This window comes from Terriglobales bacterium (assembly GCA_035573675.1).
GTDB lineage: Bacteria > Acidobacteriota > Terriglobia > Terriglobales > Acidobacteriaceae > DATMAB01.
In genome coordinates this window covers 161,480-179,655 of sequence record DATMAB010000027.1, presented here as the reverse complement: position 1 = coordinate 179,655, position 18,176 = coordinate 161,480, and the positions used below count along the sequence as shown (strand labels likewise).

Annotated in this window: 14 protein-coding genes; 8 read left to right on the top strand and 6 right to left on the bottom strand. The window is 65.1% G+C overall.

From position 1 onward, the window contains the following. Positions 1 to 75: 75 nt before the first annotated feature. Together VNK82_13330 and mfd are read right to left on the bottom strand one after the other, a co-directional pair. Positions 76 to 3,510, bottom strand: a complete 3,435-nt coding sequence (locus VNK82_13330) for a DUF885 domain-containing protein (GenBank protein ID HXE91932.1) — start codon at positions 3,508 to 3,510, stop codon at positions 76 to 78. Continuing rightward, positions 3,507 to 7,076 carry a transcription-repair coupling factor gene (gene mfd, locus VNK82_13325; GenBank protein ID HXE91931.1) on the bottom strand — a complete coding sequence of 1,190 codons (3,570 nt, stop codon included), beginning with the start codon at positions 7,074 to 7,076 and terminating at the stop codon, positions 3,507 to 3,509. Before mfd ends, VNK82_13330 begins: the two co-directional genes overlap by 4 nt. 66 nt (positions 7,077 to 7,142) lie before the next feature. On the opposite strand from mfd, the gene hemL reads away from it, so the two are divergent. After that, positions 7,143 to 8,465 (top strand): glutamate-1-semialdehyde 2,1-aminomutase, encoded by a 1,323-nt coding sequence (gene hemL, locus VNK82_13320; protein HXE91930.1) that lies wholly within the window; start codon positions 7,143 to 7,145, stop codon positions 8,463 to 8,465. On the opposite strand, the gene VNK82_13315 is transcribed toward hemL, so the two are convergent. Beyond that, a complete protein-coding gene (locus VNK82_13315) occupies positions 8,462 to 9,328 on the bottom strand; it encodes a polysaccharide deacetylase family protein (GenBank protein HXE91929.1) in 867 nt (288 codons plus the stop codon). The two genes, hemL and VNK82_13315, sit on opposite strands and share 4 nt — an antisense overlap. Before the next feature lie 187 nt (positions 9,329 to 9,515). On the opposite strand from VNK82_13315, the gene VNK82_13310 reads away from it, so the two are divergent. The 3 genes from VNK82_13310 (at position 9,516) to panC (ending at position 12,287) form a co-directional block, all read left to right on the top strand. Continuing rightward, positions 9,516 to 10,181 (top strand): deoxynucleoside kinase, encoded by a 666-nt coding sequence (locus tag VNK82_13310; protein HXE91928.1) that lies wholly within the window; start codon positions 9,516 to 9,518, stop codon positions 10,179 to 10,181. Between the two features lie 146 nt (positions 10,182 to 10,327). Further along, complete coding sequence (gene panB, locus VNK82_13305) at positions 10,328 to 11,230, top strand: 3-methyl-2-oxobutanoate hydroxymethyltransferase (protein ID HXE91927.1); 903 nt, start codon at positions 10,328 to 10,330, stop codon at positions 11,228 to 11,230. Positions 11,231 to 11,423: 193 nt separating this feature from the next. Continuing rightward, a complete protein-coding gene (gene panC / locus VNK82_13300; GenBank protein ID HXE91926.1) occupies positions 11,424 to 12,287 on the top strand; it encodes a pantoate--beta-alanine ligase in 864 nt (287 codons plus the stop codon). Positions 12,288 to 12,383: 96 nt separating this feature from the next. Here the strand turns inward: panC and VNK82_13295 are convergent, their stop codons facing one another. The 3 genes from VNK82_13295 to bcp all read right to left on the bottom strand — a co-directional run bounded on the left by VNK82_13295 (position 12,384) and on the right by bcp (position 15,438). Then, the gene (locus tag VNK82_13295) at positions 12,384 to 13,034 is read right to left on the bottom strand and encodes a DNA-3-methyladenine glycosylase (protein HXE91925.1); all 651 of its coding nucleotides are present in this window, start codon (positions 13,032 to 13,034) and stop codon (positions 12,384 to 12,386) included. Between the two features lie 119 nt (positions 13,035 to 13,153). Continuing rightward, a complete protein-coding gene (locus VNK82_13290; protein ID HXE91924.1) occupies positions 13,154 to 14,935 on the bottom strand; it encodes a DUF885 domain-containing protein in 1,782 nt (593 codons plus the stop codon). A gap of 50 nt (positions 14,936 to 14,985) precedes the next feature. Next, complete coding sequence (bcp, locus tag VNK82_13285; GenBank protein ID HXE91923.1) at positions 14,986 to 15,438, bottom strand: thioredoxin-dependent thiol peroxidase; 453 nt, start codon at positions 15,436 to 15,438, stop codon at positions 14,986 to 14,988. Between bcp and VNK82_13280 the strand changes: the two genes are divergently transcribed. From VNK82_13280 to VNK82_13265, 4 genes are all read left to right on the top strand, one after another. After that, entirely contained in the window at positions 15,422 to 16,600 is a 1,179-nt protein-coding gene (locus VNK82_13280) for a hypothetical protein (GenBank protein HXE91922.1), read from the top strand. The genes bcp and VNK82_13280 overlap by 17 nt on opposite strands. A gap of 25 nt (positions 16,601 to 16,625) precedes the next feature. Next, positions 16,626 to 16,829: a hypothetical protein gene (locus VNK82_13275; protein HXE91921.1), complete on the top strand. Its 204-nt coding sequence runs from the start codon at positions 16,626 to 16,628 to the stop codon at positions 16,827 to 16,829. Further along, the gene (locus VNK82_13270; GenBank protein HXE91920.1) at positions 16,830 to 17,096 is read left to right on the top strand and encodes an OsmC family protein; all 267 of its coding nucleotides are present in this window, start codon (positions 16,830 to 16,832) and stop codon (positions 17,094 to 17,096) included. 74 nt (positions 17,097 to 17,170) lie between these two features. Continuing rightward, positions 17,171 to 18,112 carry an MBL fold metallo-hydrolase gene (locus VNK82_13265; GenBank protein ID HXE91919.1) on the top strand — a complete coding sequence of 314 codons (942 nt, stop codon included), beginning with the start codon at positions 17,171 to 17,173 and terminating at the stop codon, positions 18,110 to 18,112. Positions 18,113 to 18,176: the final 64 nt, after the last annotated feature.

Below are 18,176 nucleotides of genomic sequence, written 5' to 3'. Positions count from 1 at the left end.
CGGGTCTTCGCTCAGGTTTTCCCAGCAGGGGCAAGCCGCTAGGGGACCTTCCCGCGCCCAGGACGACAGCCGCGGTTATGGCGCTGACGTTCCTCCCAGCAATGCCTTGCGAATCACCGGGATGGGTACGCTGCCCTGCTGCATGAAGCGGTCGTGGAAGTCGCGGAGGCTGAACTGCGAGCCGCGAGCCTTCCGGTAATCTTCGCGCAACTTCAGGATCTCCAGCTTCCCCAGGTTGTAGACCAGGTAGGTGGGATCGGAGGTGCCGCGGCGGGTCTCACGCTCGGCGCTGACCTGCGGCTGATAGGCCTCGCGGCGGAAGAAGTCAATACCCTGCTCGTAGGTCATCTTGCCGGTGTGCATCTCGATGCCGACGATGAAGCGCGCATTGCGCAGCAGCGCGTCCTGGAGCTGCGAGAGGCGGAGTCTCAGGAAACCGAGGTCCGGATCGGCGCCGGTGCGGCCGTAGCCTTCATCGAGCATCATCTGTTCGCTGTAGTGGGCCCAGCCTTCTACGTTGGTCCAGGCGAAGCCGAATCCCAGGGTGCTGAAGTCGGTGGCGAGGAAGAGGCGCAGTTTGGAGGGCGCCTGGTCCTGCCACAGGTACTGCGTGAAGTGGCCGGGATAGGCCTCATGGATGGAAGTGCCCACGACGCCGACGTAGCTGAAGCTGCGCATGTGGCTTTCAATCTGCTCGGGGGTGGCGGCCGGATCGGGCAAAGCGACGTGGTAGAAGGCTTCGTTCACGTGCTTTTCGAACGCGCCGGGGGCATCGAGCGAGGCGGAGCTGGTGGCGCGCATGAAGGGCGGGGTTTCTTCGACGCGGAGCTTGCGGTCCGAAGGCAGGGTGATGATCTGATGCTGGACGACGAAGTCGCGCAGCGAGCCAAGCGTCTTGCGGACGGCGTCCAGGAGTTCGCCGGGCTTGGGGTGATCGCGCTCCATGTCGTCGAGCACATCCAGCGGCGAGCGCGCAGGATCGATCTGCCGGGCGGTTTGGGCGAACGCGGCCTGGTTGCGGCGCAGGTCGGCATAGGCGATTTCGAGCAACCGGTCGAGCGGCGTTTCCACCATCTCTTCGTAGAGCAGCTTCTTGCGGAACAGGTCGGCACCGATGCGGAAGTCGCCGTGCGAGCGCGGCAGCAGGTCGTTGCGCAGGAACTGTTCGTAGTCGCGCAGGGCGGCGATGGCCTGCTGGTTGGCGGCGCGAAACCCGGCCGTGAGCCGGGGATCCTTCACGCTGGCGAAGGCAGCCGGAACATCGTTCTCAAAGAAGCCGATGATGCCGGGCAGTTGCAGGAGCGCGGTTTCGGTGTGGATGCGAGGCGGGTTTTTCAGGTTGGCGCGGGCCTGTTGCAGCAACTGCGGGATGAGGCGCAGGCGCGCCGTGGCCGGACGAATGCGTTCTTCCGGCGGCGCGAATTCGCGGCTCATCAGCACAAACATGGTGTTGCTGGCGAGCGAGGAGTAGTCGTCGGGGTTGGTCTCCCACATGCGCACGCTTTCCAGACGCAGGACGGAGGCACGGATGAAGCTGAGGGCCAGTTCACGGTCCGCGGATTCGAGCGCGGTCGAGGCAGCAACCTGCTCGAAGCGGCGCTCGAAGCTACGCAACTCGTCAATCTGAGCGCGGATGCCGGCGGGCGAGAAGTCCTCGATGCGCCCGTCGTGCTCATGGATGCCGGCCACAGTCGCGGGCGTGGGGTTCATGCGGAAGAAGGCAGCGATGAAATCTTCAACCAGCGCCGGGAACTGCTTCGCGGAGTCCTTCTCTTCTCCGACCAAGGCTCTGCGAATGACGGCCAGCGGCACGGGGCCCTGGGCGAGGAAGGCGTCATGAAAGCTGCCGAGGTTGAAGGCGCTACCCAGTTTCCTGGCGTACTGCTCGCGGAGGTCGAGGATCTGCAGCTTGCCGAGGGTGTAAATGAGATAGGTGGGGTCGGCGGTCCCGCGTTTGGTTTCGCGCTCGGCGTTGACGCGGGTGGCGTGGCACTCGTTCTGGAAGAAGTCGATGCCCTGGTCGAAGGTCATCGTGCCGGTGTGCATCTCGAGGCCGACCAGGAAACGGCAATTGCGCAAGAGCGCGGCCTGGAGCTGACCCAGACGCAGCTTGGGGTCGTTATCGCCGTAACCTTCGTCGAGCATCATCTGCTCGGCGTAGTGGGCCCAGCCCTCGGAATTGGAGCCGGCGAAGCCGCCGGTGGTCCACAACAGCTTGCGGAAACGGCTGGGCGCACGGCCGGTCCACAGCGCCTGCAGGTAGTGGCCGGGATAGGCCTCGTGGACAGAAGTGGCGATGATGGTGTTGCGGTTGAAGAACGACATGTGGTCTTCCACCTGTTTCGCGGTCCAACTTTTGTCGGGAAGCGTGACGCTGAAGTAGGACTCCGTCGCGTTCTCTTCGAATGGGCCGGGCGTATCCATGGAAGCGAAGGTGAGGGCGCGGGCGAAGGGCGGCGTCTCCTGCAGGATGGGCGGAACGGGCGAAGGGATGGTGGCGATCTTTTTCCGGGTGATGAACTCCTGCAAACCGGCGAGCGTGCCGCGGAAGGCGTCGAGCACCCCTTCGGGCGCAGGATGGTCCTTGCCCAGTTCGGCCAGAACCTCCGGAGCGGGACGGGAGGCATCGATGCGCGCGGCCGTCTTGCGGAACCACTGCTGGTTGCGGCGCAAGTCGGCGTAGCCGATCTCGCGCAGGCGGTCGAGCGGGATGTCGATCATCTCCTCGTAAAGCAGTTTCTTGCGGAAATTTTCGGCCCCGATGCGGAAGTCGCCGTTGGAGCGCGGCAGCAGGCCTTCGCGGAGGAACTTTTCGTAGCTGGTGAGGGCGTCGATGACCTGCCGGTTGGCCTGGCGGAATTGACTGAGCAAGACCTCGTCCCGCACATCGGCGAACGCCTTGGGGACATCGTCACGGAAAAAGCCGGTGATGCCGGGCAACTGCTGCAGCGCGATCTCGGTATAAATGCGCGGCGGATTCCTCAGGTTGGCGCGCGCGGCCTGGAACACGGCCGGCATGCGGCGCAGGCGGGCGATGACGGCGCGCAGGCGCTCCGCCGGTGGGGCGTAGTTGCGGCTCATGATGACGAACACGGCGTAGCTCGCGCTGCCGGCGTAGGCATCCGGGTTCTTCTCCCACATGCGGACGTCTTCGAGCTCGAGCAGGCGGGCGTGGATGAGCGAGATGGCCATCTCGCGGTCGGCGGCGTCCACGGGCTGAAGCAACTTGGGGTCGAAAGCTTCCACGCGCGCGAGGATCCGGCGCAGGTCGCGGATCTCCGATCGCACGGCAGCCTGGCTGTAGTCCTCCAGGCGCGTGTCGTACTGATGGAAGCCGGCGGCGGTGGCCTCGGTAGGGTGATGGCGGTAGCGAACATCGAAGTACTGGTCGAGCAGCTTGTGAAATCTCTCGGTGGCGCGAGGAACTTTGAGGGCCTGCGGCGAAGGCGCCGCCAGAGCCGCGGGCATCAACAGGATGAACAGCAACAGGGCGGACGTGCGGGATTTCATGCTTTCTCCGTGGCGGCAAGGGTGCCTCGCGCGGCGCCGGGAACGGCCTCGGCGGGAGCGAGGTGCAGCAGCAACTCTTTTAGACGCGCCAGCACATCGGCGGCTTGGGTGGATTTGAGCGAAAACTTCAGCACACCGGCGGGCGTGAACTGCGCTCCGGTCTCGCCGGCGACGAAACGGGCGAGACGGGCGGGATCGATGGATGCCGCCGGGGAAAAGTGCACCTGCACCTCGTTGCGGCGGCGGTCGATCATGGTGACGCCTTGTGCGGCGGCCAGCAGGCGCAGCGCCGCGTAGTCCAGCAGGTAGCCGACAGCGGGCGGGGGCGGGCCGTAGCGGTCGGCCAGCTCAGCGCGCACGTCGGCAAGCTGCGATTCCGATTCCACGCCGGCGACGCGTTTGTACATGCGCAGACGCTGGTTCTCGTCGGGGATGTATTCCGGCGGGATGCGGATGGGCAGGCCGAGGTTGATCTGCGTCTCAGCCGGGGCGCGCGGCGCTTCCTGGCCCTGCAGCTCGCGCACGGTGGTCTCCAGCATGCGCGTGTAGAGCTCGAAGCCCACGGCTTCGATGTGGCCGCTCTGCTCTGCGCCCAGGAGGTTGCCGGCGCCGCGCAGCTCCAGGTCGAGCGCGGCCAGCTTGAAGCCCGCACCCAGGTCGGAGAACTCCTTGAGCGCGGCCAGGCGGCGGCGAGCCACGGGCGTGAGCTCGTCAGCGCCGGGGATGAGCAGGTAGGCGTAGGCGCGGCGGTTGGAGCGGCCTACGCGGCCGCGGAGCTGGTACAGCTCGGCCAGGCCGAAGCGGTCGGCACGATGGATGACGATGGTGTTGCACAACGGGATGTCCAGCCCGTTCTCGATGATGGTGGTGGAGACGAGCACGTCGGCCTCGTGGCGCATGAAACGGAGCATGACTTTCTCCAGCTCGTTCTCCGACATCTGCCCATGCCCTACCAGCACCCGGGCTCGCGGAGCCAGCTCCTGGATGCGGGCGGCCATTTCGTAAATGGTGTCCACACGGTTATGGACGAAGTAGACCTGGCCGCCGCGCTCCAGTTCATGCTCGATGGCGGTGCGGATGAGCTGCTCGTCAAAGGCGGCAACCACGGTCTGAATGGCCATGCGGTCGCGGGGCGGGGTTTCGATGACGCTCATGTCCCGCAGCCCGACCAGCGACATGTGCAGCGTGCGCGGGATGGGCGTGGCCGACAGGGTGAGCACATCCACTTCCTTCTTGAGCTGCTTGAGCCGCTCCTTGTGCCGCACGCCGAAGCGCTGTTCTTCGTCCACAATCACCAGGCCGAGGTTGGGGAAGTGCACGTCGCGGGAGAGCAGGCGGTGAGTGCCAATGACGATATCGACTTTGCCGGCCTCGATGCGCGCCAGGATCTCCTTCTGCTGCCGGGCGGTGCGGAAGCGGCTGAGCATCTCGATGGTGATAGGGAAGGCGGCAAAGCGCTGGCGGAAGGTCTCATAGTGCTGGAAGACCAGGACGGTGGTGGGTGCGAGCACGACCACCTGCTTGTTGTCGCCGACGGCCTTGAAGGCGGCGCGCATGGCAACCTCGGTCTTGCCATAGCCGACGTCGCCGCAGAGCAGGCGGTCCATGGGCTGGGAGGACTCCATGTCCCGCTTGACGTCGACGATGGCCTGCTCCTGGTCCTCGGTCTCGCTGTGCTCGAAGGCCTCCTCGAATTCGCGCTGCCATTCGCTATCGGGCGGGAAGGCATGGCCGGCGGCGGCGCGGCGCTGGGCGTAGAGCTTGAGCAGCTCGTCGGCCATGTCCTGCATGGCCTTTTTGACGCGCGCCTTGGTGCGGGTCCAGGCGGCGCTGCCGAGGCGGGCCAGCGGCGGCCGGGCGCCCTCGGCGGAGCGGTATTTCTGCACCAGGTCCAGGCGCGTGAGCGGGACATAGAGCTTGGCGCCCTCGGCGTACTCCAGCACCATGAATTCGCCGGAAAAGTCGCCGTGGGTGATCTCTTTCAGGCCCAGATAGCGGCCGATGCCGTGCTCCACGTGGACGACGTAATCGCCGACGGCCAAGTCGCGGAAGTCGGAGAGGAAGGCGGAGACCTTGGACTTGCGGCGGATGGGCTGGGCGATGACCGTCTCGGACTCGTCGAACAGGTCGCGGGCACCGAACAAGGCCAGGGCCGCGCCGGGCAGGACCACGCCTTCCGGAATGAGGGCTTTGACTATAGTTGTAGTAGTTATGTCTTCCGCCAGGTAGCCGGTCTCTTCCAGCCAGGTGTCGCTGCCGGATCCGGTACGGAAACCCAGGCGGTAGGGCAGGCCGTACTCGGCCAGGACTTCGGCAAGGCGTTCCACTTCGCCCGCATTGGGAGCGGCGAAGATAACTCTCTGGCCCTGGGTTGTGAGGCGCTGGGCCTCTTCGATCATGAGCGGGATGGAGCCGTGGAAGCGAGGGGCCGGCTGGGATAGCAACGACACTTGTAGTGCTGCATCGGAGGCCTCGATGCCCAGGTGTTCCAACGCTCCGCCGGGCCGGCTCTCCAACCGGGAGAGTAGTTGTTCGGGCGGCAGGTAGAGGTCTTCGGGAGGCGCCAGGCGTCCGACCCCACTGCGTTCATGGGCGGACTGCACTCGCTCCCACCAATGGTCGAGTTGCGCGCGCGTCTCGGAGGGTTCATCCAGCATGACGACCGAGGCCGGCAACAGGTCGAGAAGCGTGCCTTCGCTGCCGGCAAGGGGAGCATACATCTCCCATCCGGGAAACACGGTGACACCGGCGACCGCCAGAGCCTCCTGGACGGCGGCTCCGGCTCCGGCAACCCGCTTGCCGGAGAGCCGGGCGTGGATGGCGGCCAGCATCTCCTGGCGCACCGGAGTCTCGGTAAGCGGTAGAAGCAGGGCTGCGTCGATCGGGTTGGAGGACCGCTGCGAGGCGGGCTCGAACTTGCGGATGGACTCGATCTCGTCGCCGAAAAACTCCACGCGCACGGGCCGATCGGCTTCCGGCGAATAGACATCCAGGATGCCGCCGCGCAGGGCGTATTCGCCGGGCATCTCCACCAGGTCGGCGGGGGCGTAGCCCACTTCGTTCAGGTGCCCGACCAGAGCCTGGACATCCAGCTCCTCGCCGCGGCGCAGCACGCGCCCCAGCCCGGCATAGTATTCGGCGGCGCGCAGGCGCATGGCCACGGCTGCCACCGGTGCGACCACGATGGCCGCCTCGCCGCTGGCAATCTTCCACAGCGTGGCGGCGCGCTGCTCCTGGATTTCCGGATGCGGAGAAAGGTTGTCGTAGGGCAGAACGTCATAGGCAGGCAGGACCAGGACCGACTGCGGTTCGGCTGCGCCGGTAAGCTCACAGAAGGCCCGCAAAACCGGAGCCAGGTCTTCCGCCGCCCGGTTGTTGCCGACCACGGTCACCAGCGGCCGCATCAACCGGTGTTGCAACAGCACCAAATACAGCGCCTTAGCCGTGGGGACGAGCCCGGCAACACGTATCCGCCCCGCGCCGGCCCGGAGGTGGGGTATGGCGCGCGCCAGGGCGTCCAGCTTTTCCACGTCCGCAAAGAGCTGGCGGACGAAAGGCAAGATCATGCGGCGTCCATTCTAACAGCCGCGTAAGAGCGGTCTGGTATAGTACTGCCCTTCCTCCGAGTCCCCATGCCGCGCAAGCTGGACCGCTCCCGCGAACTGCAGAAGAAGGCTGAGGCGCTGATGCCGGGCGGCGTCAGCTCGCCGGTGCGCGCGTTCAAGGCCGTGGGCGGCGAGCCTCCGTTCCTGGTGCGTGGCCGGGGGGCGCGCGTCTGGGACGCCGACGACAACGAGTATCTCGATTACCTGGGGTCGTGGGGGCCGTTGATCCTCGGGCACGCGGAGCCGCGTGTGGTGGCCGAGGTCGAGCTGGCGGCGCGCAACGGCACCAGCTTCGGCGCCTCCACGCCAGCGGAGACGGAGCTGGCCGAGCTGATTACCGACGCCATGCCGTCAATCGAGAAGATCCGCTTCGTCAACTCGGGCACGGAAGCGACCATGTCCGCCCTCCGCGTGGCCCGCGCGTTTACCGGCCGCAAGTACGTGGTCAAGTTCGAGGGCTGCTACCACGGGCACGCGGACTCGCTGCTGGTGAAGGCGGGTTCGGGAGTGGCCACGCTGGGCATTCCGGGCTCGGCGGGCGTACCGGAGTTCATCGCACAGTTCACTGTGGCGCTGCCGTTCAACAACGTGGACGCGCTGCAGGAGGCGTTCCGGCGGCTGCCGGGCGAGATTGCCTGCGTCATCGTGGAGCCGGTGGTGGGCAACATGGGCGTGGTGAAACCCGCGCCCGGATACCTGGACGCGCTGCGCTACATCACGTCGCGCCACGGGACGCTGCTCATCTTCGATGAAGTGATGACCGGTTTCCGGCTGGCCTGGGGCGGAGCGCAGGGACGCTACGGCGTGGTGCCTGACATGACCACGCTGGGCAAGATCATCGGCGGCGGGCTGCCGGTGGGCGCCTACGGCGGCCCGGCGGAGATGATGGACCTGGTGGCGCCGCTGGGGCCGGTCTACCAGGCGGGCACGCTTTCCGGCAATCCGCTGGCGATGGCGGCGGGACTGGCGACGCTGCGCTACCTGCAGGAGCATCGCCGGACGTTTTACAGCCGGCTGGAAGACCTGACGCGGCAACTGGTGGCGGGCGTGACGGAAGCAGCGCAGCAGAACGGCATTGCGCTCACGCATAACCAGGCGGGATCGATGTTCACCTGGTTCTTCACCAACACCGAAGTACGCGACTGGGCGACCGCACAACAGGCGGATAGCGCGCTCTACGGACGCTTCCACCGCGGCATGCTCGACCGGGGCGTCTACCTGCCGCCCTCACAGTTTGAAGCCGCCTTTGTCAGCGGCGCCCACACCGAGGACGACGTCAGCCAGACCATCGAGGCCGCGCTCGACGTGTTCGCCGAGATGAGCCGGGAACAGCGGGGAAAGAAACCCTAAAAGCATTCACCGCCGAGCCGAGCGCGCCGTGTGCGCTGAGAAAAAATCCCCGCCGCCGATTTACGCGGAGAAACGCGGATCCATATGGATTTGCAATCCATGTCGTGTTGATCCGTGGCCAAGTCCTTTCTCTGCGTTCTCGGCGTGCTCGGCGGTGAAAGGGTCTCCATCATCTCCGGTACGGTGAGGAACTCGAAGCCCTGCCTCTTGTAATGCGGGACGATGCGGCGGGCGGCCTCGACCGAATGCGTGCGGTCGGCGCCGATACGGCGGTGGGAGCCGTCGTGCAGCACGATGACGTCGCCGCCGCGTACCTGCCGGCGGATGTGGCGTTCGACGCTATCTGCAGTGATGCCGTACCAGTCATAGGCCAGCACGCTCCAGGTCACGGTGGCCAGGCCGAGAGCGCGCGCCGTGGCGACCACGTCCGGCCGCTTCAATCCATAGGGCGGACGGAACACTGTGGGCCGCAGGCCTGCGGCATCTTCGATCACTCGCTGGCAGCCTGCCAGCTCCTGCTCCACACGCGCCGCGGACAGGAACGCCAGCCGCGGGTGCGTCTGCGTGTGGTTGCCAATGGCATGGCCGGCGGCAAGAATCTCGCGCACGATGTCGGGCCGCTGGGCGACGTGCATGCCGATGAGGAAGAAAGTCGCCCGTACGTTCTCGCGCGCCAGAATCTCCAGCAATCGCAGCGTGTGCGGGTCGTTAGGACCGTCGTCGAAGGTGAGAGCAAGCTGGCGGGAGGCGCGACCGTTGCCGTAGAAGACAGGGCCGCAAAGCGAAGTCCGGGGCGCGAGCGAAGCGTACAGGCCGACCATCGCCGCCGCGCCTATGCCGGCTCCGGCCAGGGCTTCCAACATGAGGAGAGATTGTAACGCGCTGCATCGGGTCATGTGGTCATCTGAAAGAGGAATGCCGCGTATCGCAGATGACGAGAAGACCCGATCACCAGATAACCAGATGAATCAAGAGGTTTACTGATTCCGCAATTGTGCGGGGACGAGTGGCGGGCTATGCTGCGGACTGTCTCGTGCGTTTTTCGGGATTATGGCCAACTTCTTCGAACTGCCCCGGTACATCGCTGTGGAGGGCCCGATCCGCGTGGGCAAGAGCACGCTGGCGCGGATCATCGCCGAGCGCTTGCATGCGCAGCGCGTGGCCGAGCCCGAAGACAATCCCTTCCTCACCGCGTTTTACGAGGGCGACCCGGGAGCGGCTTTCCAGGCACAGATGTCGTTCCTGGTGCAGCGCTACGAGCAGTTGAAGGCGCTGGAGGCGGGGCCCAACGCACGCAAGACCATCGTGGCCGATTACATCTTCGAGAAGGACAAGCTGTTCGCCTGCATCAACCTCACCGACGCCGAGCTCGACGTTTACAACCGTTACTACAACGCCTTCCGCGAGCAGGTGCCCACGCCCGACCTGGTCATCTACCTGCAAGCCACGCCCGAAGTGCTGAAGAAGCGCCTGCGCAAGAAACGCGCACCGGGGGAGAACAACATCAGCGACGACTACATCGAGGAAGTGGCCCGCGCCTACGAGCACTTCTTCTTCCACTACACCGCCTCGGACCTGCTGGTGGTCAACACCACCGACATCGACTTTGTGGACCGCCACGAGGACCTGCAGGAACTGCTGCGCCGGCTGACCGAGCCCATCAAGGGCACGCAGTACTTCCTGCCGTTGGGGTCGTCGGAGGCGGCGAGTGCGTGAAGAAGCAGTAGCCAGTGGTCAGTGGCTAGTGGTCAGCGGTCAGTAACTTCCAATTCGAGCAGGATTGCGTCTACAATACGCTTCGCTGCATCCCATAAGCAGCGACAGGCGGTATCCGGCCGGGCCGGAACTGCACTGGAGGGAACATGAGCGTCACGTCTTCTCCTGAGCCTTCGGGCGCGTCCCGTGCCAAGGTGACCGTTCATACCATCCTGGAAAAGAAGCAGCGGCGGGAGCCCATCACCTGCCTCACCGCCTACGACTACGCCAGCGGGCGCCTGGTGGATGAAGCCGGCATCGACATGATCCTGGTGGGCGACTCGCTCGCCCAGGTGATTCTCGGCTACGAGAACACGCTGCCGGTCACCATGGAAGAAATGCTGCACCACACGCGCGCGGTGCGCCGCGGGGTGAAATTCGCCCTGTTGATCGCCGACATGCCCTACGCGTCCTACCACCTGGGCGCGGAGGACGCGCTGCGCAACGCCGCCCGTTTCGTGAAGGAAGCGGGCGCCGAGGCGGTGAAGATCGAGGGCGGGGAGAAGCGCGCTGACCTTATCCGCCGCCTGATCGACGCCGAGATCCCGGTGATGGGCCACATCGGGCTGACGCCGCAGTCGCTGCATCGCATGGGCGGCTATCGCGTGCAGGGCAAGACGCTCAAGGCCGTCGAGCAGCTCATGCACGACGCCGTCGCTCTCGACCGCGCGGGCGTGTTCTCCATGGTGCTGGAAGGCATTCCGCGCGAGGTCGCGGCCATGATCACGGCCGAGGTCAGCGTGCCCACCATCGGCATCGGAGCGGGACTGGATTGCGACGGGCAGGTGCTGGTGTTCCATGACATCCTGAACCTGACTTTTGGTCCGCCGGCCAAGTTCGTGCGCCGTTACGGGGACGCCGGCGCGCTAATCTCGAATGCTGTGCGCGCGTTCAAGCAGGACGTCGAGACGCACAACTATCCGTCCGAGGCGGAGTCGTATCACCTCTCCAAGGAAACGCAGTCGGCGCTGGAGACGATTGCGGCGCGCAAGCGGGCGATGGGAAGGTAAGGAACTTTCACCGCCGAGCACGCCGAGGTCGCAGAGAAAAGCTCGGCCACGGATTTGCACGGATGACACGGATTTACGCAGGAAAGTCCATTGTCGTCCTGAATGGCGATTGCGGTTCGATCTCCTCATTTGTGTTAATCCTTGACTGAATGCGTTTCTCGGCGGTCTCTGCGATCTCGGCGCTGAATCTCGCATGAATATCCTTCGCACGGTTTCGGAAATGCGTGCGGCCTGCCGTGCCGCCCGCGAGACGGGCAAGCGCCTGGGCCTGGTGCCCACCATGGGCGCCCTGCACGCCGGGCACCTCTCGCTGGTGCGCGCGGCCCGGTCGCAATGCGACGTCGTGGCCGTCTCCATCTTCGTCAACCCCACGCAATTCGGCCCGAACGAAGACTTCGACAAGTACCCGCGCGCTTTCGAGCGCGACTGCGAACTGCTGGAACGCGAAGCGGTGGACCTGGTGTTTGCTCCGTCAGTTGCTGAAATGTACCCGGCGGGCGCCGTCACCTGGGTGACGGTCGAAGGCCTGAGCGAGCGGCTGTGCGGGCGCTCGCGCCCGGGGCATTTTCGCGGCGTCACGACTGTCGTCTCAAAGCTCTTCCATATCGTCGAGCCGGACGCGGCCTTCTTCGGGCAGAAGGACGCGGCGCAGTGCACCATCATCCGCAAGATGGTGCGCGACCTGGATATGGCCGTCGCGATCGTCACCTGCCCCATCGTTCGCGAACCCGATGGGCTGGCCATGAGTTCGCGCAACGCCTATCTCAATGCGACCGAGCGCGCGTCCGCAACTGTGCTCTACCGCGCGCTCAAGCGCGTCGAGAGCCTGTGGGAGAAGGGTGAGCGCCGCAGCGCCAGGCTCATCGACGCCGCCCAGCGCATCTTCCTGGAAGAGCCGGAAGTGCGCCTGGACTACGTCGAGATTGTGTACAACGACACGCTCGAGCCGGTAAAAGATGTCACCTCCGGCGCATTGGTGGCCGTGGCCGCGTTCGTCGGCTCCACCCGCCTGATCGACAACTTGCTCTTGCCCCCGCGCTCACCGGAAGCGCAGTAAAAAAACTTTTGCCACGGATTTCACGGATGCACACGGATGACCATTTGTCCCAGCTTGATCCGCGTCTATCGATCCCAATCCGTGGCTGCGTTTTCCTCAGCGCTCTTTGCCTTTCCGGCGGTCAAGCTTGCGCTCCCGTGACACGAACGCATTTCCCGCAATCACGTACCGCAGCGGCATCTCGGCTGACTTGCGAATGCCGATGCGCCGGGTGACGGTGACGCGACGCGGCCGGAAGCCGTCGTCACAGAGCACCAGGTCCGACCGGCGCGATGCCAGGTCCTTGCCATTGTCGCGCACCCGCGTGACGCCGAGCGCCTCACATAACCGCCCCGGACCGCTGGCGAGCTGCTGCAGGCTGCGACCCGGCGGGATGCGGCGCGCCTGCGACATCTCCTCGACGCCCGTAACCGGCTCGAGCGCGCGGATCAGCACGCAACCCGCTTCTCCCGCCGGCAGGCAGGAGACGTTCAGACAGTAGTGATTGCCGTAGATGAAATAGACGTAGGCGTGGCCGGGCGGGCCAAACAGCACACGGTTGCGCTCGGTGAGTCCGACGGCAGCGTGGGCGGCGGCGTCTCCTTTGCCCAGATAAGCTTCGGCCTCGACGATGCGCCCGGCGAGTCGCTTCCGGCCGCGACGCCGCACCAGCAGCTTGCCGAGCAAGTTGCGCGCCACGCGGCGCGGATCGCGGGTGTAGAACGCCCGCGGCAGCAGCCGCATCCGGCGCGTCCCGGTTTTCTTCATCTCCAAACACTTAACCACGGAGGACACGGGGAAGCACAGAGGTCTTTCCTCCGTGTTGTGCCCTCTGTGGTTTCGTTCTTGCCTTTGTAGTCCTTCGTGTCGTTTGTGGTTGAGCGCTTCTAATCGGCCTTCTGTGCGCCGTTCTTGGCCTCGATCCAGGCGTTCACGTTCCGCTCCAGGATATCGAGCGGGACGGCGCCCGAACCCAGCACGATCTCGTGGAACTCACGCACGTCGAACTTGTCGCCCAGCTCCTTTTTGGAGCGCGCGCGCAGTTCCTTGATCTTGAGTTCGCCGATCTTGTAGGCCAGGGCTTGACCCGGCCAGGCGATGTAGCGGTCGATCTCGTTCACCACGTCCAGCTCCTGCTTGGCGGCATTGTCCAGGAAGAAGTCGATGGCCTTCTGCCGGTCCCACTTCATGGAGTGCATGCCGGTATCGACGACGAGGCGCACAGCGCGCCACATCTCGTACGTGAGCTGCCCGAACTTGGCGTAGGGGTCGGTGTACAGGCCCATCTCCTCACCCAGCGACTCGGCGTAGAGACCCCAGCCCTCGACGAAGGCGGTGTAGCCGCCGTAGCGCCGGAACTTGGGAATCTCGCCCAGTTCCTGCGCAAGCGCGATCTGGAAGTGGTGGCCGGGGACGGCCTCGTGCAGCGACAGGGCCATCATCTCCCACTTGGGCCGCGCTTCCGGCTTGTACAAATTCACGTAGTAGGTTCCGGCGCGGGAGCCGTCGGCGGCGGGGCCGTTGTAGTAGGCGGTGGTCGTGTCGGGCGCTGCGGCTGCCGGGATGGGCTCCACGCCGTAGGGCATGCGCGGCATGGTCCGGAAGACCTTCACCAGTTTGGGATCGATCTCCTTGGCCATGGCGCGATAGGCTTCAAGCAAGTCATCCCCGGTCTTGTAATAGAACTTGGGATCGGTGCGCAGGTAGCGGAAAAACTCCTGACGCGTGCCCTTGAAGCCGACCTTGTCCATGATGGCCTGCATCTCATCGCGGATGCGCTGGACCTCGCTCAGCCCCAGCTCGTGGATCTGCTGCGGCGTGAGGTCGGTGGTGGTGTACATCCGCGCTCGCGCCGCATACATCTCCTGGCCCATGGGCATCTGCCACGCGCCCACCTGGTCGAAGCACGCCGGGTAGTACTCCTCGGTGAAGAACTTTTTGAAGTTGCGGAAGGCGGGAACGATGGCCTCGGCAATCGCCTGGCGAGCGGCAGCGCTCAGCCGCTGCTGGTCCGCTGCGGGAATGGACTTAGGAAAATTCGTGAAGGGCTTGTAGAACGCGCTCCGGGCGGGATCGTCGACGATCTGCTTGTCGATCTGCGCCGGGATGCGCTGCATGATGACCTTGGGATGCACCATGCGCACGCGGATGCCCTCGCGCATCAGGGCGATGTTCTGGTCAAGGTATGCGGGGAAGGACTTCAGGCGCGCCAGCCAGTCTTCGTAGTCCTTTACCGTCTCGAAGCGCAACAGATCGGCCAGTTCGTTATCGGTCTGCGGACCTCCGCGCTGGTTCAGCGGCAGCAGGAACCAGCGGTACTTGTGCATCTCGGCATCGGTCGAGATCTCCTTCCGGAACAAGTCGTAGTTGAGCTGGTCGGCGGGGGAGAGCTGGGCTCGGTCGATCTGCTTCAGCTTCTCCAGCACTTGCAGGCGGTGCTGCTGGCGGGCCTCGATGGCCGCCAGGCTGACGTCGTCCCAGCGATCGTTCCAGCGACGGTCGCCGAGCTGCGAGGCCCAGGTGGGATTCTGCTCCAGAGCGTAGTCCCATTCGGCCGCGAACAGCCCGTGCAGCGCGTGGGTGGCCGCGTTGTGGCCTTCATGCTGGGCCGCGACCGCGAGCGGCAGCAACGATGTGAAGAACAGAGAAAGTACAAGGTGGCGATGCATGGCTTGCTCCTGTATCAACGTTGGACGTGGGGCGGTTCGAAACGAGTGCGCTACCACAGCGCGGCCAGGACCTCCTCCGCGTGCCCGTCCGCTTTCACCTTGGGAAAGACACGGGTGATCTTCCCTTCCGGGTCGATCAGGAAGGTGGTGCGCTCGATGCCGATCACCTTGCGACCGTACATATTTTTCTCTTTCAGGACTTCATAGGCCTTGGCGACCTTCTTGTCCGTGTCGCACAGCAGGGTGAAGGGCAGGTCGTACTTGTCCTTGAACTTCTTCTGCGCCGCCGGCGTATCGGCGGAAACCCCCAGTACCACGGCGCCCGCCTTCTGAATCTTCTTGTATGCGTCGCGGAACCCGCACGCTTCGATGGTTCAACCGGGAGTGTCGGCTTTGGGAAAGAAGTAGAGCACGACGTTCTTTCCGCGGAAGTCCTTCAGGGACACTTTGGCGCCATTCTCGTCGAGGAGGCTAAAATCAGGAGCCTTGTCGTTCACGTCCATGACGGTTTCACTCGGGGCCCGTAAGCGGGGACAACCCTTATACCGCAGGGGGCGCGGCGCCGTCATCCTCCTGCTGGCGGCGCTGCTCTGCACGCAACTAGGGGCGCAACGGCGGCTCAAGCCCGCTGAACGCCTGCGCGCCCTGGGCGTGCTCGAACTGCAGAAGGACGCTGCCGGCAAAGTGCGCGCGCGGCTGGTTCCGGTGACCATTCTGGATCACGGCCAGTATTTCGATGCCGGGCTCTATAAGGCCACGCCGCGTCCCATGGCGCTCGACCCGGGGATCGTATACGAAGCCTTCCGCTCCGGAGAGCCGGCAGGATTCTTCACCGTCCGGCGCGCCGTGGAGGAGGGCCGCGCCTGGTTCGCGCTCGGCGAGTGGGAGCCCGCGGGCGCCACCATCCCGGAGAAGCCGGTGGTGGTACGAGCGCCCGGCGAGTCCAGCGACGAGCCGCCGCGCCTGCGGCGCCCCAGCGGCAGCGCATCCGAGACGCAGACCAAGTCCGAGCCGGTTCCGGAACCGCCGCCCGATCCCGACCGGCCCATCCTGCGCCGCGGCAAGCCGCAAGCAAAGCAGGCGGAGGAACCGATGGTCGAGTTCAAGCCCTCCGTCGAAGTCGAGCGCCTGGCCGTAATTTCCGACGAATCGCCCGCCGACACGCGGCCCTACCCCTTCCCCTGGAACCGCGATGAGCAGGAGCGCCTGACGGCAGAAATGCGAAAGCTGGCTGCGGAGCAGTTGACGCGGTACCTGGCCTCGCGTCCCGGGCCGAAGCTCGCCGCGGCCGGGCCGCTCGAGGGCATCCACGTGCGCGCCTTTGACGTCAACTACGACAACGAGCCCGAGGTGATCCTGACGGCGCGGCAGGCGGCGAAGGCACAAGCCAGGGGAATCAGCGAACAGCGCACCTGCTACGTGACCGTGGTGGCGCGTGTCAACGTGCACGGCGAGCTGCGCCGCCTGTTCAGCCAGGTGACGGACAATCTGCGGCTGGAATCGGTGCCGAGGCTGGAACTGGTGGACGCTGTGGATTCCGACGGCGACAGCGTCGGCGAACTGCTGTTCCGCCGTGTCGGCGCAACCACCGTCAGCTACGCGCTCTATCGCGTCACCTATGACAGCCTGTGGCTGCTGTTCGAGGGCGCGGCAAGCGCCAACTGAGACGGGAACAGACAGGAGAAAGACCATGTCGAACATCGCGTATGTTTCCAACGTCCGCATTGAGCGCCGTGCCGGCCCCCTGCGCGTGGCTTATCTGCCCGGCGAGGCACAGCCGGTCATCTTCAGCGTGCACGGCGCCATCGCTGAGCACTACAAGGTGGACCCGGCCATGCTCGGCGAGCCGCATGCCGCTACGCTCGATTACGTCGTGGCCGCGGCCGGTGGCTGAATGATGGGCACCTTTGCGGGCGCGCTGGAGGCGCGCCAGATCGATGCCTCGGGCGGCCGCCTGATCGCCGAAGTCCGCGGAGAGATTGAATCCGAGGATGGTGTGCTGGTCATCAAACGCATTCATGTGGTCCTCAAGCTCAAGGCGCCGGAGGACGCCCGGGCGACCGTGGAGCGCGTCCACGGAATCTACGCGCGGAAGTGTCCGGTGTACCGCTCGTTGTACAAGGCGATTGACATTACGTCGGCTTACGAGCTGGTGGCTTGAGGCCGACGTGCCCAGAAACCAAACGCAATTCCGTTACAATGGCAGGCTTTCTACGTCGACTTCGAGGTGAGCGTATGCACAAAGCATTAAGACTCGCGGCGGCGCTGGCGATGCTGGCCGGCATGGCGGCCGCGCAGCAGGTGGACTGGGAAAAGGTCGAGATCAAGGTGCAGCCGGTGGCGGGCAGCGTCTACATGCTGACCGGGCGCGGCGGCAACATCGGAGTGAGCGTGGGCGAAGACGGCATCGTGGTGGTGGACGACCAGTACGCGCCCCTGGCAACCAAGATTCAGGCGGCGCTAAAGAACCTTTCCGACAGGCCCGTTCGCTTCATCTTGAACACGCACTGGCACGGCGACCACACCGGGGGCAACGCCTCTTTTTCCAAGCTGGGCACCATCGTGGCCCAGGAGAACGTGCGCAAACGCTTGGCCGCGGGCGGCAAGACCCGCTTCGGCGCAGTGGAGCCGGCGAAGCCCGAGGCGCTGCCTATCGTCACCTTCAGCGAACGCGCCACCCTCCACCTGAACGGCGAGGACATCCGCGCCATTCACTTCCCGCACGGGCATACCGATGGCGACAGCGTGGTGTTCTTCACCAAGTCCAACGTCGTGCATATGGGCGACGACTTCTTCAACGGAATCTTCCCCTTCATCGATGTGGATAACGGCGGCAGCGTGAAGGGCATGATCGCCAACGGAGAGAGGGTCCTGGGCGAGCTGCCGGACGACGTCAAGATCATCCCCGGCCACGGCCCGCTGGCCGGTAAGGCCGACCTGAAGGCCTTCGTCGAGATGCTGTGCGGCACCTCCGGCGCAGTCGAGGCCGCCCTCAAACAAGGCAAGACGCTGGAGCAGATGAAGCAGGAAAAGGTCCTCAGCCCCTGGGAAGAGAAATGGGGCAAGGGCTTCCTGAAGACTGACGATTTCACCGAGATTCTCTACGCCTCGCTCACCCAGCAGCCCGCCGGGTATCACAACCACGGGCATGCGGAGGAGAGGCCGGCGGGGAACTGAGCTTCTCGCCGCGGATGAACGCGGATCAACACGGATAGATGGAACTACTAAGGTCCTGCGGATT

Coding starts and splice junctions, on each gene's coding strand:
- VNK82_13265 (HXE91919.1), top strand. CDS start 17,171: ATGCACAAAGCATTAAGACTCGCGGCGGCGCTGGCGATGCTGGCCGGC.
- VNK82_13315 (HXE91929.1), bottom strand. CDS start 9,328: ATGTTGGAAGCCCTGGCCGGAGCCGGCATAGGCGCGGCGGCGATGGTC.
- VNK82_13310 (HXE91928.1), top strand. CDS start 9,516: ATGGCCAACTTCTTCGAACTGCCCCGGTACATCGCTGTGGAGGGCCCG.
- VNK82_13290 (HXE91924.1), bottom strand. CDS start 14,935: ATGCATCGCCACCTTGTACTTTCTCTGTTCTTCACATCGTTGCTGCCG.
- VNK82_13275 (HXE91921.1), top strand. CDS start 16,626: ATGTCGAACATCGCGTATGTTTCCAACGTCCGCATTGAGCGCCGTGCC.
- hemL (HXE91930.1), top strand. CDS start 7,143: ATGCCGCGCAAGCTGGACCGCTCCCGCGAACTGCAGAAGAAGGCTGAG.
- VNK82_13295 (HXE91925.1), bottom strand. CDS start 13,034: ATGAAGAAAACCGGGACGCGCCGGATGCGGCTGCTGCCGCGGGCGTTC.
- panB (HXE91927.1), top strand. CDS start 10,328: ATGAGCGTCACGTCTTCTCCTGAGCCTTCGGGCGCGTCCCGTGCCAAG.
- VNK82_13330 (HXE91932.1), bottom strand. CDS start 3,510: ATGAAATCCCGCACGTCCGCCCTGTTGCTGTTCATCCTGTTGATGCCC.
- VNK82_13270 (HXE91920.1), top strand. CDS start 16,830: ATGATGGGCACCTTTGCGGGCGCGCTGGAGGCGCGCCAGATCGATGCC.
- mfd (HXE91931.1), bottom strand. CDS start 7,076: ATGATCTTGCCTTTCGTCCGCCAGCTCTTTGCGGACGTGGAAAAGCTG.
- panC (HXE91926.1), top strand. CDS start 11,424: ATGAATATCCTTCGCACGGTTTCGGAAATGCGTGCGGCCTGCCGTGCC.